The organism is Cellulomonas timonensis (assembly GCF_900046455.1).
Classification (GTDB): domain Bacteria; phylum Actinomycetota; class Actinomycetes; order Actinomycetales; family Cellulomonadaceae; genus Cellulomonas_A; species Cellulomonas_A timonensis.
This window is the reverse complement of record NZ_FCOT01000013.1, coordinates 288,565-305,133: the sequence shown is the minus strand read 5'-3', so window position 1 is coordinate 305,133 and position 16,569 is coordinate 288,565. Positions and strand designations below refer to the sequence as shown.

The window sequence follows — 16,569 nt, the reverse complement described above, 5'->3', positions numbered from 1 at the left end:
ACGTGCTTGCCATCGTGTGCCCAGGTCAGGGCTCCCAGTCCCCCGGAATGCTCGCCCCATGGCTCGAACTCGAGGGCGCAGCCGGGCGTGTCGCTGCCTTCTCGGAGGCCGCCGGGGTGGACCTGAGGGCGCACGGAGTCACCTCTGACGCTGAGACGATCCGGGACACCGCCGTCGCGCAGCCGCTCATCGTGACCATGTCCCTCGTGGCCCTGCGCGCAGTCCTCGACGGCCAGGACGCCTCGGCTGTCGCTGGCGTCACCGCAGGCCACTCCGTCGGAGAGCTCACCGCGGCCGCCGTCGCCGGAGTGCTCACCGACGAGGACGCGGTCAGCCTCGTCACCGTGCGCGCCGCCCTGATGGCCCAGGCCGCGGCCGCGGAGGCCACGGGCATGAGCGCCGTGGTCGGCGGCGACCCGGAGCAGGTGCTCGCGGCCATCGCCGCGGCGGGGCTGTGGCCCGCGAATGTGAACGGCGGCGGCCAGGTCGTCGCGGCAGGCTCGCTGGAGGGGCTCGCCGCGCTCGCCGAGGACCCGCCGGCCCGCGCCCGGGTCATCCCGCTCCAGGTCGCCGGCGCGTTCCACACCCCGTTCATGCAGTCCGCGCTCGACGGCTTCGCGCCGGTGGCCGCCGCCCGCGCGGCGCGCGACCCCCGGACGGTCCTGCTCTCCGACGCCGACGGCGCGGCCTACGGCGACCTCCCCGGCGAGCACGGCCCGCTGGGCGCCGCCTCGGACGTGCTGCACCGCATCGCGCAGCAGATCGTCGCCCCGGTGCGCTGGGACCTGTGCCAGGAGACGCTACTGCGGCTCGGCGTCACGGGACTGCTCGAGCTCGCCCCCGGTGGGGTCCTCACCGGGCTGGCCCGGCGTACGCTGCCCGGGGTGGAGACGGTGGCGCTCAAGTCCCCGACCGATCTCGAGGCCGCCCGCGACCTCATCGCCCGCCACGCTGCCCCGATCAGCCAGGAGACCTCCTCGTGACCCGTCCCACACTCACGCAGTCCACCGGACCGGCGCACTCCCGCATCCTCGGGCTGGGTGTCATGCGCGGCGAGCGCGTCGTGACGAATGACGACCTGGCCGGCCCGATCGACTCCTCCGACGAGTGGATCCGCCAGCGCACCGGCATCGTCACGCGACGCCGTGCCGCCGAGGGCACCGGCGTGCTCGACCTCGCCGAGGAGGCCGCCAACGCCGCGATCAAGGACGCCGGCCTCACCGGCGCCGACATCGACGCGGTGCTGGTGTCCACCGTCACCTACTTCCACCAGACGCCGTCCGCCGCCGCGGTCCTCGCCGACCGGATCGGCGCCACGCCCGCCGCTGCCTACGACATCTCGGCGGCCTGCGCGGGCTACTGCTACGGCATTGGGCAGGCCGACGCGCTCGTCCGCTCCGGCGCGGCCCGCAACGTGCTGGTGATCGGCGCGGAGAAGATGAGCGACTTCGTCGACCCGACGGACCGCAGCATCTCGTTCCTGCTCGGTGACGGCGCGGGCGCCGTGGTCATCGGCGCGTCGGACTACCCCGGCATCGGCCCCACGGTGTGGGGCTCGGACGGCTCGCAGTCCCAGGCGATCCGCCAGACCCACTCCTGGCTCGACACCCGGGACAACGGCGCCGGCTGGCCCACCCTGCGCCAGGAGGGCCAGAGTGTCTTCAAGTGGGCGGTGTGGCAGATGGCCCCCGTCGCGCAGAAGGCCCTGGACGCCGCGGGTGTCACGGCCGACCAGATCGACGCGTTCATCCCCCACCAGGCGAACATGCGGATCATCGACCAGATGATCAAGCAGCTGAAGCTGCCGGAGTCGGTGGCGGTGGCGCGCGATATCGCCGACACGGGCAACACGTCGGCCGCCTCCATCCCGCTCGCGACCGAGCGGCTGCTGCGCGAGGGTCAGGTGTCGAGCGGAGCGCTGGCCCTGCAGATCGGCTTCGGCGCCGGCCTCGTCTACGCCGCCCAGGTCGTCGTCCTGCCCTGACCGCCCCGGCGGCGTGCGTCGCCCGGTAGCGTTCAGCCCCGTTCACCCCCACATCACCGAACCAAGGAGAACACCGATGGCGCACAGCGAGCAGGAGATCCTGGCCGGACTGGCCGAGATCGTCAGCGAGGAGACCGGCCTTCCCACCGACTCCGTCCTGCCCGAGAAGTCCTTCACCGACGACCTCGACATCGACTCGCTGTCGATGATGACGATCGTGACCCTCGCCGAGGAGAAGTTCGACGTGCGGATCCCCGACGACGAGGTCAAGAACCTCGCGACGGTCGGCGACGCCGTGACCTTCATCGCCAAGGCGCAGGCCTGATCTTCGCCCGCCCCACATGCTCGACCGCGTCCAGGCCTGGCCGTCGCGGCGCCGTCCACCGGCGCCCTGACGGTCAGGTCTTGGCCGCGCACCCCACCGAACTGGAGCAGCCATGACCCCCGTCACCGACGTCGTCGTCACCGGCCTGGGCGCCACCACCCCGCTGGGCGGGGATGTGGCCAGCACCTGGCGGGCTGCCCTCGCAGGCGAGTCCGGAGCCCGGCCCTTCGAGAACGACTGGGTCGAGACCTATGACCTCCCTGTGACCTTCGCGGCGCAGATCAAGGTCCACCCATCCGAGGTGCTCCCGCGCCAGGAGATCAAGCGCATGGACCCCTCTGCGCAGTACGCGATCATCGCGACGCGCGAGGCCTGGGGAGACGCCGGCAAGCCGGAGGTCGACCCGGACCGGCTCGGCGCCGTGGTGTCCTCGGGCATCGGCGGCATCTGGACCACGCTCGACGGCTGGGACACGCTCCGGGAGAAGGGCGCCCGGCGTGTCCTGCCGATGACGGTGCCCATGCTCATGCCCAACTCCCCCGCCGCCTACGTCGAGCTGGAGCTCGGCGCCCGCGCGGGCGCCCACGCCCTCGTCTCCGCCTGTGCCTCGGGCGCCGAGGCGATCGGCTACGCCGTCGAGATGATCCGCTCCGGCAGGGCCGACGTGGTGGTGGCCGGCGGCACCGAGGCGGCGATCCACCCGCTGCCGATCGCCGCGTTCGCCGCCTCGCGCACCGTGTCATTGCGCAATGACGACCCCGCTGGCGCGTCCCGGCCCTACGACGTGAGCCGCGACGGCTTCGTGCTGGGCGAGGGCGCCGCCGTGGTGGTCCTCGAGAGCGCCGCGCATGCGGCCGCCCGTGGCGCCCGCGTGTACGCCCGGATCTCGGGCGTCGGTTTGAGCAGCGACGGCTACCACATCACCTCCCCGGAGCCGAACGGCCGCGGCCAGATCGCGGCGATGCGCCAGGCGCTGACGAACGCCCAGGTCACCACCTCCGACGTCGTGCACGTCAACGCCCACGCCACCTCGACGGTGGTGGGCGACCTCATCGAGGCGCGCGGCGTCCGCGAGGTGCTGGGCGCGGACGCCGACCAGGTGGCGCTCTCCGCCACCAAGTCGATGACCGGGCACCTGCTCGGCGGCGCCGGGGCGCTCGAGACGATCTTCACCGTGCTCGCCATCTCGGAGCGCACCGCGCCCCCGACGATCAACGTCACCGACCCGGACCCCGAGCTGGTGCTGGACCTCGTGCGGGACAAGCCGCGAGATCTCCGCACCGGCCAGGTGGCCGCGATCAACAACTCGTTCGGCTTCGGCGGGCACAACGTGGCATTGGTCGTCACGAGCGCCTGACCGCGCCCTGCGCACAGCAGAACGGCCCCGACGCTCGTCGCGTCGGGGCCGTTCTGCTGTGCGTGTGCTCTAGCCGACGCGGTGCAGCCAGCGCACGGGGGCGCCGGCGCCGGCGTAGCGGAACGACTCGAGCTCGTCGTCCCAGGCCTGCCCCAGCGCAAGGTCCAGCTCGGCGCGCAGCCGCGCCGGGTCGGCCGCATGCGTGAGCGCAGCGCGGATGCGGTCCTCGGGCACGACGACGTTGCCGTGCACGTCGGTGGCCGCGTGGAAGATGCCCAGCTCCGGAGTGTGGCTCCACCGGGCGCCGTCGGAGCCGTGGCTGGCCTCCTCCGTCACCTCGTACCGCAGGTGGGTCCAGCCCCGGAGGGCGGAGGCGAGCCGGGCGCCGGTTCCCGGGGCGCCCTGCCACGAGTGCTCAGCGCGGTACATGCCGCGCGCCGCCGGCTGCGGGGTCCAGTCCAAGGACACGCGGGTCCCCAGAAGATTCCCTGCTGCCCACTCCAAGTGCGGGCACAGCGCACGCGGCGCTGAGTGCACGAAAAGTACACCGCGGGTGATCGCACCTGCCATGTCGCCCTCCTGACGGATCGAGGTTCGTCTTCCCCAACGACCTCAGCCCGTTCCCGGGAGTAGCGCACGGTCTCGCGGCGTGCTGGGGACAGCATGCCCGACGGCTGGGACGTGACGCCAGCCGTCGGGCGAATCGCCCCGATTTATCGGAGAGAACCGCTGGTCAGGCGAGCTGCTCGCGGATGGTCCGCATGGCCTTCTTGCGGACCGCGCGGTCGAGGCGGTCCAGGTAGAGCATCCCGTCGAGGTGGTCGACCTCGTGCTGCAGGCAGCGGGCCATGAGCTCGGTTCCCTCGACGACGACCTCGTTGCCGTCAAGGTCGACGCCGACCACGCGGGCGTACCACGCGCGGCGCGTCGGGTACCAGAGGCCCGGCACGGACAGGCAGCCCTCGTCGCCGTCCTGGTAGTCGTCGGACAGTTCCACGATCGTCGGGTTCAGCACGTAGCCGACCTCGTCGTCGATGTTCCAGGAGAACGCCCGCAGGTTCACACCGATCTGGTTGGCGGCGAGTCCCGCCCTGCCCTCGTAGTCGACCGTCTCGACAAGGTCCGCGACAAGCGAGCGGACGCGCTCGTCAACAGTGGTGATCGGGTCACAGGGGGTGCGCAGGACCGGGTCGCCGACCGTGCGGATCTCTCTCATCGCCATGGCCGGATTGTTTCATGCGCGGAGGGCATGCGTTTCGAGGTCCAGGCGTGGCGGGGCGAACGCCGATTCCGCAGGAGCCGGCATGAGCCATGTGACTCACCGAACACCGCGCCGGGGCCATCTCGCTTGCAGCGCGCCACGAGTCGTCCTACTTTTGCACTGACCGGTCAGTCCAACAGCGAGAGGCACACCGTGCAGCACGCCATCCAGGGTCGCCACGACGGCGCCACCGCGCTCCCCACCGAGCAGCTGGACCCCGACACCGGCTCCCCGGCCAGCACACGCCAGGCCACCGATCTCGCCGTCACGGCCCGCGGCCTCGCGCTGCACGGCAGCCGCGGGCTCGTCTACGGCCCCCTCGACCTCGAGGTCCCGCGCGGCGCGCTGCTGGTGGTGCAGGCCCCCCAGGGCGGCGGCCGCTCGAGCCTGCTACTCACCCTCGCGGGCCGCATGCTGCCCGACAAGGCGAGCTCGCTGACGGTGCTCGGCGAGCCGCTGCCCAGTCGGCGCACCGCCGTCCAGCGGCGCGCGGCCATCGCCGGGTTCCACGGCATCGACGAGCTCGACGAGTCTGTGACCGTCGGCGAGACGGTCCGCGAGCGCCTCGCCTGGCTCTCCCCCTGGTACCGCCGCACACCCCGCGTGGACCAGCGCGAGCTGGCGCGCCTCATCCGGCCCGTGTTCGGCGAGCGACCGCTGCCGCGCGTCGGCAGCCTCGTGTGGGACCTCGACGAGGTCGACGTGATGCTCCTGCGCGTCACCCTCGCCATGGCACAGCAGCCCGATCTGCTCGTCGTCGACGACGTCGACCAGGTGCACGACTCCGTGCGCCGCCAGTTCGTCTGGACCCGGCTCGAGGCGCTCGCCCTGGGCGGCGTCACGGTCATCGCCTCCGTCGCCTCGCTCGACGAGGTCGCGCGCATGCGCTGGAACCGCCGACCCGAGCAACTCACCCTCGCGACGGGGCCGCGCGCCCTGCACGCCGACTGATCCTCCTCCCCGCCGCGCCCGCGCGCAGCCCCCGCCTCGAAGGACCCCGATGCTCTCCCTCACCTCGACCGGAACCGAGCTCCGCCGGTTCCGCCGCGGCCGGCTCCCCCGGCTCGCCGTCGCCGCGATGATCCTCGTCCCCCTGCTCTACGGGGCGCTCTACCTCTGGGCCTTCTGGGACCCGACCGGCAACATGGACCGGCTGCCCGTCGCCCTCGTCAACGCCGACCAGGGCACAGAGGTCGACGGCGAACGGCTCGACGCCGGCGCCGACGTGACCGACCGACTGCTCGAGTCGGGCGACCTGGGCTGGGTCGAGGTCGACGCCGACGAGGCCGCCGACGGCGTCTCCGACGGCACGTACTACTTCGCGGTCACCGTGCCCGCCGACTTCTCCGCCGACATCGCGTCGGCGGCGGGCGACTCGCCCACCACCGCGCAGCTGCTCGTGACGTACAACGACGCGAACTCGTTCCTCGCCTCGACGCTCGGCCGGTCCGCGATGACGCAGATCCAGTCCGCCGTCTCGGCGACGATCGGCGAGCAGGTCGTCGACCAGGTGCTCGTGGGCCTCGGGTCGGCGCGCGACGGGTTCGCCCAGGCCTCCGATGGCGCCTTGACCCTGCGCGCGGCGGGCGGACAGCTCTCCGACGGCGCCCATGAGGTGGCGGACGGCGCGTCGAGCGCCGCCGCAGGCGCAGCGGCCTTGGCGGACGGGTCGCAGCAGCTCGTCTCCGGCTCGCAGGCCCTCGTCTCGGGCTCGCAACAGGTCGCCACGGGCGCGGGCACGCTCGCCACCGGGGCCGCCTCGGCAGCCGACGGCGCAGCGAGCCTGTCCGCCGGAGCCACATCCCTGGCCGACGGCGCCGCGACCGCGGCCTCCTCCTCGACGACCCTCGCCAGCGGCGCGGGCGACGTCGCCGCGGGCGTGCACAGCACCGTCACGCAAGTGGGCGCGCTCACGTCGACCCTCCCCGAGCTCCAGTCCGGCCTGACGCAGATCGGCAGCTACCTGGGAGCCCGCGCCACGGCCGGTGACGCCACGGCGTCCCAGCTCCTCACCGGCCTCCAGAAGGCCCAGTCCCAGCTGCCCAGCAGCGCCACCCTCACAGCCATGTCGGGGCAGCTCGCCCAGCTGGACGCAGGAGCGGCACAGGTCGCCCAGGGCGCCTCGGCGCTCAGCAGCGGGCTCGGCTCCCTCTCGAGCGGCGCCAACGAGCTCGCCACAGGCGCCGGGTCCCTCGCCGACGGCGCCGCTCAGGTCGCCGACGGCGCCCAGTCCCTCGCCTCGGGGTCCCAGGCGCTCGCCACCGGGTCCTCGACGCTCGCCACGGGCGCCTCCACCCTCGCCTCCGGCGCAGGCGAGCTCGCGGCGGGGACAAGCGAGCTCGCGGACGGCGCCGGCCAGGTCGCCGACGGCAGCGACCAGTTGGGCGAGGGCACACAGACGCTCGCCGACGCACTGGCCAGCGGCGCGGACGCGATCCCCCACGACGACGCCAGCCTGCGCACCGACCGCGCGGAGATGATCAGCTCGCCCGTGTCGGTCACGGAGGCCGACCTCGCGACCGCCGAGGGCTTCGGTGAGGGCTTCGCGCCCTTCTTCCTCCCGCTCGCGCTGTTCGTCGGGTCGCTCATCACCTGGCTGCTGCTGCGCCCGCTGCCCACCCGCGCCCTCGCGACGCGTGCGTCCGGGCTGCGGGTGGCCCTGGCAGGGTTCATGCCCGCGATGATCATCGGCGTCGGCCAGGTCGCCGTCATGCTGGGCGTCACCCACTGGGGTGTCGGGCTCGAGATGCACAGCGCCGCGGGGACCGTCGCGTTCACGCTGCTGATCGTCGCCGCGTTCCTCGCACTCCAGCAGATGCTCACGACGGTGCTCGGCCCCGCGGCGGGCAAGGTCGCGATCCTCGCGCTGCTGATGCTGCAGCTGGCGTCCTCGGGCGGCACCTACCCCGTGGAGACCACTCCGCTGTTCTTCCGGGCCGTGCACCCGCTGCTGCCCATGAGCTACGCCGTGACCGGCCTGCGCGAGGTCATCACGGGCGGGGTGGACGCGCGGCTCTGGGGCGCGGTGGCCTACCTCGTCGCGGTGCTGATCGGCTCGCTCGCCGTGACCGCGTGGCGTGCCGGCCGGCTCCGGACCTGGAGCCTGTCGCGGCTGCACCCCGCCCTCGAGATCTGACAGGCTGCCCTCCATGACCAGCACGCCTCCCGGCCCCGCAGCACCCCCGCGTCGATCCGGACGCGGCGACCGCGGGGCCGGGACCCGTGCCGTCATCGTGGACGCGGCCGTCTCGCTCATCGCCGACCGTGGCTTCTCGGCGACGTCTGTCGACGACATCGCGTCGGAGGCCGGAGTGGCCAAGGGCAGCATTTACTACAACTTCGGCTCGAAGACGGCGCTGTTCGAGGCCGTGATCGTCGAGGGCGTGGGCCGCCTCACGACCGCCCTGCGGGCCGCCGCCGACGGCCTCGAGGGCCGTGCGGCGATCGAGGCCCTCGTGTCCGAGCTGCTCGACCAGGTGCGGACGCACCCCGACTTCGCGAAGCTCATGGTCGCCGAGATCTTCCGCACCGGGCGCGACTGGCAGGAGTCGATCCGACTGGTGCGCGAGGAGTCCATGGGCATCTTCGCCGACGCCGTCGCCGCGAGCCGCCCCGACCTGGACCCGAGTCTGACGGCCGCGGCGATCTTCGGCGCCACGCTCGTCACCGGCCTCGAATGGCTCGCATTCCAGCCGCACCGGCCCGTGGCCGACGTGCGGCAGTCGGTCCTCGCGACGGTGCTCGACGCGTACTGATCACGCCCACCCACCACGCACATGACGAAGGCCCCGGGTTCATCCCCGGGGCCTTCGTCGACGTGTGCTGTGGAATCAGCCCTCGGTGCGCTGCTGCGGGACGCCCGTCAGCAGCTCGCGGACCTCGGCCTCGTGGAAGCGACGGTGCCCACCGAGGGTCCGCACTGCCGAGAGCTTGCCCGCCTGGGCCCAGCGCGTGACCGTCTTCGGGTCGACGCGGAACAGGACTGCCACCTCACCGGGCGTGAGCAGCGCACCCGGCATCTGCGTGGCGGACTCGTTGCGGTTGGGGGTGGTAATGGCCATGACTCTGACTCCTGTCGTTCGGTAGCTCGGCTAACCGTGTAGGCCCCGTGGCTTTGCGTCCCCACCTCGCGGCGGGTTTGCCGTTCTCGCTGACGCCCTGAACTATGCAGGAAACTGGACAAGCGTGCAAGAAACCACCGGGTGAAATCGGGCGGTGTCCTGAACATCCGTCTGTAATGGCGTCCTCCGCGCGAAGACAGGAGGAATGCAGACATCGGCGACGCCCCGATGCGCGGGACCAAAGTCCCCTCTATGCTCGGCGCAACGTCCAGGCGCGAGCGGGACGTGGTGGCGAGATGTCCACGGCAGGCGAGGGCGCCTCATCCTGTGCGGATGAGGCGCCCTGTCTCGCTTGAGGCCCGTCAGGCGCCTCGTGGCGGCTCGTGCTGCCGGGCACATGGACGCACCCGTGCGACGGTGGGCCAGGTGGGGCTTGAACCCACGACCGACGGATTATGAGTCCGCTGCTCTGACCGGCTGAGCTACTGGCCCGCGACGGGACAGGTTACCGGTTCCGGCCGTCGGGCTGGTGATCCCGGCCTTGACGCAGCCCAGCGGCTCGACCCGGCTACCGTGGGCCTGTGCCCCTGTTCTCGCGCCGCCCGTCCCTGCCCGCCCCGGTTCGCGCCCAGCTGGCCCTGCCGCCCGGCGACCGCATCCTCGCCGTGGTCGAGCTCGCTGACGGCCGGTGGGCCGTGGCGACCCGGCGCGCGCTGTGCCTGGCTGGCCCCGACGCCGTGCAGCGGCGCCCGTGGATCGACGTGGACCGCGCACAGCTCACCGTCGAGACCTCCACCATCACCGTGCACTGGGTCGACGGGACCACCGAGGACCTCCCGCTCACCGAGCGGGGGGCGCCGGCGTTCGCCCAGACCCTCCGCGAGCGCGTCCAGTCGTCGGTGGTGCACTCCGAGACGGTGGTGCTGCCCGGCGGGGCGACGGTCCGGGTGGCGTTGCGCCGCGACGAGCAGGGCGACCTGGTGTCCCAGGTGATCGGCGACGGCTCCGTGGACCTGTCACAGCCTCGCGTCGGGGCGCTCGTGGACGCGGCGGAGCTGCGCGTCCGGCGAGCCGCAGGGCTTCCCGACTAGAGCCGGCGGCGCGCTCCCGCGCGCGGGTCCCACGGACGGCGGCCGATTTCGAGTCACCCTCACGTGACTGCTACAGTCTTGTCCGCCACGATCCCTCGTAGCTCAATTGGCAGAGCATCCGACTGTTAATCGGACGGTTACTGGTTCGAGTCCAGTCGAGGGAGCAAAACAGCAGGTCAGCGCGGTGGACGGCATCCCGGCAGGGGTGCCGTTCCCCGTTTACCCCGGGCTCAGGGCGCTACGCAGCCTTGCCCAGTACGAATCCTCCGACGAGCAGCAGCACGCCGACGAGGGAGTCGACGATCAGACTGTCCCGGTTGCGGGCGAGCCACGAAGGCGCGTCGTCGCGCCGAACCAGCATGATCCGGCCCTTGGACCGCCATCCAAACATCATCATTGCCACAGCGACCACGACGCCAACCGCCGTGATCTGGAGCCCCACAGACGTCCCGTCCGACGCCAGGTCAGCCAGGATGCTCGCCAGCACCGAGACCCCGATCACCGCAAGGGGAGCCCACGTGTCGCACCACTGCGCAACTCGGTTGCGATGAGGACGGAGGATTCCGAGCACACGCAACTCGACGCCAGCAACGAGGCTGTCGTGCTCGGGCCCGGAGGTACGAGCCACGTCGCGGTCAAGACTGACGGTGAGCCACCGATGAGGCGCCAACGTGGATCCGACCATCCTCAAGTCATTGAGAGACTGGATGCCGAGCGCGACGACATCATCGATGTCGCCAGCCTCCCCCTCTATGGCTGAACTGGTGATCGTGACTTCACCGAGAGCCCTCAGCTCCGTCTGGATCGCCCGCAGGTCCAAGATGTCAGGGCGCGGACGCCGAACGACTGGTGCGCGCGACGACTCCGCCCTAAGCCGGAGTCCCCCGGTGTTTGCCGTCATGGATCAAGCGTATGGGGGCGCTCATGCCTCTCGGCAAGAAACGCCGAAGACTCAGAGCACGGCCGCTACCTGCTGGTCGCCCAGGTCACGGGCCATGTAGACGTTCATCGTCGTCGTGGGGTTGGTATGCCGATGGCCCGTGGCGATAGCACGCGCGCTCATACCTGCCTGATCCTTGACCATCGCGGCCGTCCGGCGAAACGTGTGCGAGGTCACCCAGCTCAGTCCCGCATCGTCCATGATGCGCCGCGCGGCGGCGCTCGTGCCGCTCAGATCTCCACTTTGAGAACGACACCCCCACTCGCCATGACGATCCTGACGTGTGTCAGGGCCAGGACCTGCATGGATGCTCGCCCCCGTCGACGCCCAGCACCAATGAATGACAGGCTCCCTTGCCTCGAACGGCTACTGGTTCAAGTCCAGTCGAGGGAGCTTTCGATCAAGTCAGGGCGTTGGGCGGCATCGCGCAAGGATGCCGCCCTCTCGTGCCCCGTCATTGAGATCGGCGCGACGCGCGACGCGACGCGCGAGGCGGACTGTGGGCAGCAAGTCGAGACCCCCTACGCTAACCGCGTGACCGCACAGCCTCGACCCTTGCGACGCCGCCCCGTGCCCGGCCGAGAGGTGAGCACGATCCGGTACCTCCCTCGCATCGACCTCGAGGACCTTCGGCGGATCGAAGATGAACTCAGCGCGGTGGGACAAGTCAGCATCTCAAGCGAGGACTTTGAAGGTGACGCCACCACCGTCGATGACTTTGTGACAGCGGGCGCGCGCTCGCTAAGTCAGATGACCTACTACGTTCGCAATGGCGACACGGGCAGTTCCATCTACATAGCGCTGCGGCCGGCTCATGTTGCCGTAAGTGCGACAACAGATGCACTCGCGCTCGGTGTTCGTGAGCGCCTCTTGCGACTGATCGACGCCGACTGTCGCAAGTTCGCCTGGGCCTGCCGCTCTTGGCTTTCGCTCCCGTTTGGCATCCTTTGCATCGTGGCAACCGCTATTCTGCTGCTTCTGTCACCCTTGCCCGAGCCACTCATGTGGGCGATCGGCATCAATGCGGTCATTACCTGGATACTGCTCGGAATCGGGTGGACCGCTCGGGGTGAGCTGCTGCTTGTCGATCGAGCACAGCGACCCAGTTGGCTGGCTCGAAACCGCGACACGATCATCGTTGAAGTCGGGGTCGGCCTAGTTCTTGCCGTTGTGACGCTCTTCCTCACGCAGCGGCACCCGTAGAGGCGCACACTTCGATCAGCAGGCCTGCTCGCCACCGGGCCTATGGCCCGACCGCTCAGAGCATCGCGGCTGTCCTATGGTCGCCTAGGTCACGGGCTATGAACTCGTTCATCGTCATGCTGGGATTAATACTGCCCGACGCGGTGGCGATAGCACGAGCGCTCATGCCCGCCTGATTTCAAAGCGTTGCCGCCGTAACGGCGGAGCGTGTGTGACGTAGCCCAGACAAGTCCAGCACCGCCAGGATGCGCCACATCGCGCCGCTCATCTCGCTCTGGTCTCAGACCATCCCGCGAGAACTGGGGAACGCAATGCCGGCTGTCGAGCACAGTCGCTCGGCGAGGCACTCCCCGCAACCTCACCGCCTTGGCTTCGGCCGTGGCAAACCGCTCCGCGTCGCGCACCTCGCTGTGTGCGTCGCGTTACTTGGCCCGAGCATGCCAGCGCTCCGACCGTTGCCCTTACCGTTTACCGGCCTCCCCACAAACCTGCGCCGTGATGGCAATGTCGCCATGCCTGGCGGCCCTAAACATCGGTCGCGCCATGAACTGCGACCCCTTCCATTCTATCCGCGCTGTCTAGAAGATGATTCGGGGGATGGATCAGAGGCCTCGGATGGGAGGAGGGGCTAGATTTCTTACATGGTCCCGGTTATCGCCCTGCTTTACATATTGGCCGCCATCCTTCCGTTCGCCGGGTTCGCCCGACTACTGACTCGCGCTGAGAACGATCTTCGCAAGGCGAGCGCGCTCGTGGACGAGCGCAGGAGTACGAGTGCCACCTATGACGACTTTAACGAGCAATACGCAGACATCCGCCGCCCGTTCGCCAGATTGCGAGATGACTTGGTCTGGGACATCTCCCTTGTCGGGGGTGGCCTCGCCGCGGGTGCGGCCGCAAGTATCTGGTCGCTTTACCTCTAGCCATTCGGGCGCCCACCGGTTCGAGTCCAGTCGAGGGGGTCGTCTTCGACGTTCTCCACAACGCGTTCTGGCCAGCGTCCTGGGGTCCGCGGCCCCATGCCGCTGACGCCGCCGAGCGTGAGGCCCGCTGGCGGATGGCCGGCGTTCCGCGGATGCTGCCGCTGTACCGGCATCGCTGCCTTCCCGCAGCGCCATCCCCGGCGAGCAGCCCTGTCTTCTCGGTGCACCAGACCGACGTCATCTCCTACGGCGGCAGCCTGGCGGACTGGGCGCTCCACGAGTTCAGCGCTCGACGGCCCAACCTCGCCAACAGCCGCTCAGCCGCCGAAGGCGGCGCGGCACCCCGGGTCGAGTTCTGGTCCGACGTCGCCGAGGGAGTGTTCGACGGCCCAGTGTTCCCCTGACGACCCGCCTCGCCTTCCGCCAGGCCCGGCGCCAGGCGTATGCGTCGGCCTCTGGCGCGCGCCCGGGCACGGCCTCACACTGCATCTGCGCGGGGAGCTCACCCGTCGCCCCTCATGCCCAGGCCCTCCCGAAAGGTCGCGACGTCGGTGCTGCGGACCGTCACCTCCCATCTCTCGTTCGACGTGCTCGGCCCCACCGACCTGTACTTGGCGGTGGCGGTGGCCGACGGCGCCTATGACCGGCAGGAGCACCTGACCGTCTCCCATGCGCGCGGGCAGCTCGACGTGGAGGAGATGAAGGGGCCGAACGGCTCACGCGTGCATCGGGCGACCGCTCCCCCGGGGCGCGTCGTGGTCGACTACCGGGCGCAGGTCTCGGGCCTCGCCGATCCGCCCGCCGTCGAGGACGGCGACCTGCTGGAGTCGCTGCGGCCGAGCCGGTACGCGCAGTCCGATCGGCTGCTGGCGTTCGCGCAGGACCAGTTCGGACCCCTGGAGGGCAGGGCGCTGCTCGGCACGATCGTGGGGTGGGTGAAGGGGCACGTGTCGTACCAGTCGGGGTCGAGCGCCCCCACCGACGGGGCCACCGACACGCTCCTGAACCGGCGCGGGGTCTGCCGCGACTTCGCACACCTCGTCATCGCCCTCCTGCGGGCCCGTGACGTGCCGGCGCGGCTCGTGTCCGTCTACGCCCCCGGGCTCAGTCCCATGGACTTCCACGCGGTCGTGGAGGCCTATGTGGACGGCGGCTGGGCTGTGGTCGACGCGACAGGCCTCGCGCCGCGCACGGCGATGCTCCGCATCGCGACCGGGCGGGACGCCGCCGACACGGCGTTCCTGTCGAACTACGGCGGGCAGATCACGCTCCGGGCGTTCACCGTGACGGCCACGACCCACGGCGATCTGCCGTCCGACGACGGGGTCTCCCCCACGACGCTGCGCTGACACGACGCTGCGCCGACCTCGCGAGGGCTGGACGTGCCGCCCGTCAGGCGTTGGCGCTGTCGCGCAGCGTGCGGCGCCGGGCCTCGACGGCGACGAGCTCGGCGAAGGCGGCCTGGTAACCCGCAGGGTCCTGGGCGCCGTCCATCCGCTGCAGCCGGCCGCGCAGGTCGGCGATGTGCCGGGTGAAGCCGATCTCGACGAGGGCGAGCACCACACCGCGCACGTAGTCCGCGAGCGCGGCGGGGCGGTCCTCGGGCAGCGGAGCCACGGCCAGCTCGGTGACGAGCCCGGCGACCGGCTGGGCTGCCTCCTCCTGGACCCGGGCGACCCAGGAGGCGGCGTTCCCCGAGCCCGAGCTGGCAAGCGCCTCGCGGGCCCCCTGGAGGCCGCCAGCAGCCCTGATCGCCTCGTGGATGGCACGGTAGGCGGGCGCGGTGAACGCGTCGGCCTGCAGGTGGTCGAACTCGTCGGGCACGAGTTGGGGGTGCTGGAGCACGACCTCGAGCACTGTGCGCTCGGTGCGGGCCACGGGGTCGCGCTGGTCGGGCTGCCGCATCGGGGCGACGGGCACATGCTGGCCCTCGGAGGCGCCGGGCGAGGCCTGATCGCCGCGCTGCTGCCTGCCGTCGGGCCGGGCGGAGCGGGGGTCGTGGCCTCGCTGGGCCGGGCCTTGGCGTCCGGCGGACCGCACGGCGTCGTTCACGGATCCCTGGTCCATGCCGAGCCAGCCGGCGAGCAGCCGCGTGTACTCGGGCCGCAGGGCGGTGTCGCGGATGCCGGCGACGACGGGCGCGGCAGCCCGCAGCGCGCCGACCCGGCCCTCCGCGGTGCCGAGGTCGTAGGCGCGCAGCGTCGCGCGGATCACGAACTCGAAGAGCGGCTGGCGTCCGGCGACGAGGGCCCGCACCGCCTCCGGACCTTGGGCCTGGCGCAGCTCGCACGGGTCCATGCCGCTGCGCTCGACGGCGACGAAGGTCTGCGCGGTGAACGTCTGGTCCTCGCCGAAGGCGCGCAGCGCGGCCTTCTGCCCGGCGGCGTCCCCGTCGAACGTGAAGATGATCTCGCCGCCGACGGATGCGCCGGACGAGAGCTGCACCCCGCCGCTGGAGCCGGCGTCCCCGACGAGGCGGCGCACGATCCGGGCGTGGTCCGGGCCGAAGGCGGTGCCACAGGTCGCGACGGCGGTGCCCTCCCCCGACAGGTGCATGGCCATGACGTCGGTGTACCCCTCGACGACCACGACCCGCTTCTCCTTCGCGATCTCCCGCTTCGCGAGGTCGATGCCGTAGAGCACCTGCGACTTGCGGTAGAGCGGCGTCTCGGGGGTGTTGAGGTACTTGGGGCCCTGGTCCTCCTCGTAGAGCTTGCGCGCCCCGAAGCCGATCGTGTCGCCGGTGACCTCGCGGATGGGCCACACGAGCCGCCCGCGGAACCGGTCGTAGAGCCCGCGGTTGTTCTGGCTGACGAGGCCCGAGGCCGTCAGCTCCGCCTCGGTGAAGCCGCGCCCGCGCAGGTGCCGGAGCAGCGAGTCGAATCCCTGCGGCGCGTAGCCCACCCCGAACTGCTCCGCGGCGTCGCGGCCGAAGCCGCGCTCGGAGAGGAACTGTCGCGCGGTGGCGGCGCCGGGCGTGGTGAGCTGCTCGGTGAAGTAGGCGGCGGCGACTCGGTGCGCCTCGAGCAGCCGCTGCCGGCGCCCGGGCTCCTCGCCGGGGCGGGGGGCGCCGCCCTCCTCGTAGCGCAGCTGGAGCCCGACCTTGCCGGCCAGGTACTCCACGGCGTCGGCGAAGGGCAGCCCGTCGATCTTCTGCACGAACGAGATGACGTCGCCGCCCTCGCCGCAGCCGAAGCAGTGCCACAGCCCGACCTGGGGGCGGACGTGGAACGACGGGGAGCGCTCGTCGTGGAACGGGCACAGCCCCTTCGCGGAGCCGACCCCCGCCGACTTGAGCGTCGCGTGCTGGCCGACGATCTCCTCGATGTGGGCGCGCTCGCGACCCGCCTGCACGTCCTCCCGCCGGATCCGTCCTGCCACGCCCGCAGTCTAGGCGAGCGGGCTGGTCACCAGGCCCACCCGC

Annotated in this window: 17 protein-coding genes, 2 tRNA genes and 1 riboswitch; of the genes, 13 read left to right on the top strand and 6 right to left on the bottom strand. The window is 71.4% G+C overall.

All coding sequences use genetic code 11. From position 1 onward, the window contains the following. Positions 1-2 precede the first annotated feature (2 nt). The 4 genes from BN3788_RS14890 to BN3788_RS14875 all read left to right on the top strand — a co-directional run bounded on the left by BN3788_RS14890 (position 3) and on the right by BN3788_RS14875 (position 3,666). Complete coding sequence (locus BN3788_RS14890; protein WP_066587834.1) at positions 3-983, top strand: ACP S-malonyltransferase; 981 nt, start codon at positions 3-5, stop codon at positions 981-983. Further along, a complete protein-coding gene (locus BN3788_RS14885) occupies positions 980-1,984 on the top strand; it encodes a beta-ketoacyl-ACP synthase III (RefSeq protein ID WP_066587831.1) in 1,005 nt (334 codons plus the stop codon). The genes BN3788_RS14890 and BN3788_RS14885 overlap by 4 nt, the downstream gene beginning before the upstream one ends. Before the next feature lie 76 nt (positions 1,985-2,060). After that, on the top strand, positions 2,061-2,309 hold the full coding sequence (locus BN3788_RS14880; protein ID WP_066587827.1) for an acyl carrier protein: 249 nt from the start codon (positions 2,061-2,063) through the stop codon (positions 2,307-2,309). Positions 2,310-2,421: 112 nt separating this feature from the next. Then, complete coding sequence (locus BN3788_RS14875) at positions 2,422-3,666, top strand: beta-ketoacyl-[acyl-carrier-protein] synthase family protein (protein ID WP_066587825.1); 1,245 nt, start codon at positions 2,422-2,424, stop codon at positions 3,664-3,666. A gap of 69 nt (positions 3,667-3,735) precedes the next feature. Here BN3788_RS14875 and BN3788_RS14870 read toward each other — a convergent pair whose 3' ends face one another. Together BN3788_RS14870 and def are read right to left on the bottom strand one after the other, a co-directional pair. Beyond that, positions 3,736-4,236 carry a DUF3145 domain-containing protein gene (locus tag BN3788_RS14870; RefSeq protein WP_066587822.1) on the bottom strand — a complete coding sequence of 167 codons (501 nt, stop codon included), beginning with the start codon at positions 4,234-4,236 and terminating at the stop codon, positions 3,736-3,738. 163 nt (positions 4,237-4,399) lie between these two features. After that, positions 4,400-4,888, bottom strand: coding sequence for a peptide deformylase (def, locus tag BN3788_RS14865; RefSeq protein ID WP_066587820.1), 489 nt, complete (start codon positions 4,886-4,888; stop codon positions 4,400-4,402). A gap of 192 nt (positions 4,889-5,080) precedes the next feature. Between def and BN3788_RS14860 the strand changes: the two genes are divergently transcribed. The 3 genes from BN3788_RS14860 to BN3788_RS14850 are packed head-to-tail and all read left to right on the top strand — an operon-like array spanning position 5,081 to position 8,682. Further along, a complete protein-coding gene (locus BN3788_RS14860; RefSeq protein ID WP_187138394.1) occupies positions 5,081-5,878 on the top strand; it encodes an AAA family ATPase in 798 nt (265 codons plus the stop codon). Between the two features lie 49 nt (positions 5,879-5,927). Continuing rightward, a complete protein-coding gene (locus BN3788_RS14855; protein ID WP_066587818.1) occupies positions 5,928-8,063 on the top strand; it encodes a YhgE/Pip domain-containing protein in 2,136 nt (711 codons plus the stop codon). Positions 8,064-8,076: 13 nt separating this feature from the next. Then, on the top strand, positions 8,077-8,682 hold the full coding sequence (locus BN3788_RS14850; protein ID WP_082812960.1) for a TetR/AcrR family transcriptional regulator: 606 nt from the start codon (positions 8,077-8,079) through the stop codon (positions 8,680-8,682). Positions 8,683-8,757: 75 nt separating this feature from the next. Here the strand turns inward: BN3788_RS14850 and BN3788_RS14845 are convergent, their stop codons facing one another. Both BN3788_RS14845 and BN3788_RS14840 read right to left on the bottom strand, forming a co-directional pair. After that, the gene (locus BN3788_RS14845) at positions 8,758-8,946 is read right to left on the bottom strand and encodes a BldC family transcriptional regulator (RefSeq protein WP_108723892.1); all 189 of its coding nucleotides are present in this window, start codon (positions 8,944-8,946) and stop codon (positions 8,758-8,760) included. 59 nt (positions 8,947-9,005) lie between these two features. Beyond that, a riboswitch (cyclic di-GMP riboswitch) is annotated at positions 9,006-9,080 on the bottom strand. Positions 9,081-9,406: 326 nt separating this feature from the next. Beyond that, positions 9,407-9,480: transfer RNA gene (locus BN3788_RS14840), tRNA-Ile, on the bottom strand. 89 nt (positions 9,481-9,569) lie between these two features. Here BN3788_RS14840 and BN3788_RS14835 point away from each other — a divergent pair. Beyond that, on the top strand, positions 9,570-10,079 hold the full coding sequence (locus BN3788_RS14835; protein WP_066587814.1) for a hypothetical protein: 510 nt from the start codon (positions 9,570-9,572) through the stop codon (positions 10,077-10,079). A 91-nt stretch (positions 10,080-10,170) separates the two neighbouring features. Further along, positions 10,171-10,243: transfer RNA gene (locus tag BN3788_RS14830), tRNA-Asn, on the top strand. Positions 10,244-10,317: 74 nt separating this feature from the next. On the opposite strand, the gene BN3788_RS14825 is transcribed toward BN3788_RS14830, so the two are convergent. After that, a complete protein-coding gene (locus BN3788_RS14825) occupies positions 10,318-10,980 on the bottom strand; it encodes a hypothetical protein (protein WP_066587809.1) in 663 nt (220 codons plus the stop codon). Between the two features lie 573 nt (positions 10,981-11,553). On the opposite strand from BN3788_RS14825, the gene BN3788_RS14815 reads away from it, so the two are divergent. From BN3788_RS14815 to BN3788_RS14800, 4 genes are all read left to right on the top strand, one after another. Next, the gene (locus tag BN3788_RS14815) at positions 11,554-12,222 is read left to right on the top strand and encodes a hypothetical protein (RefSeq protein ID WP_147525138.1); all 669 of its coding nucleotides are present in this window, start codon (positions 11,554-11,556) and stop codon (positions 12,220-12,222) included. 641 nt (positions 12,223-12,863) lie between these two features. Continuing rightward, positions 12,864-13,145, top strand: a complete 282-nt coding sequence (locus tag BN3788_RS14810) for a hypothetical protein (RefSeq protein WP_066587803.1) — start codon at positions 12,864-12,866, stop codon at positions 13,143-13,145. A 221-nt stretch (positions 13,146-13,366) separates the two neighbouring features. After that, on the top strand, positions 13,367-13,549 hold the full coding sequence (locus tag BN3788_RS14805) for a hypothetical protein (protein ID WP_066587802.1): 183 nt from the start codon (positions 13,367-13,369) through the stop codon (positions 13,547-13,549). A gap of 147 nt (positions 13,550-13,696) precedes the next feature. Then, complete coding sequence (locus BN3788_RS14800) at positions 13,697-14,494, top strand: transglutaminase-like domain-containing protein (RefSeq protein ID WP_187138393.1); 798 nt, start codon at positions 13,697-13,699, stop codon at positions 14,492-14,494. Positions 14,495-14,537: 43 nt separating this feature from the next. Here BN3788_RS14800 and dnaG read toward each other — a convergent pair whose 3' ends face one another. Further along, entirely contained in the window at positions 14,538-16,526 is a 1,989-nt protein-coding gene (dnaG, locus tag BN3788_RS14795; protein ID WP_066587800.1) for a DNA primase, read from the bottom strand. Positions 16,527-16,569: the final 43 nt, after the last annotated feature.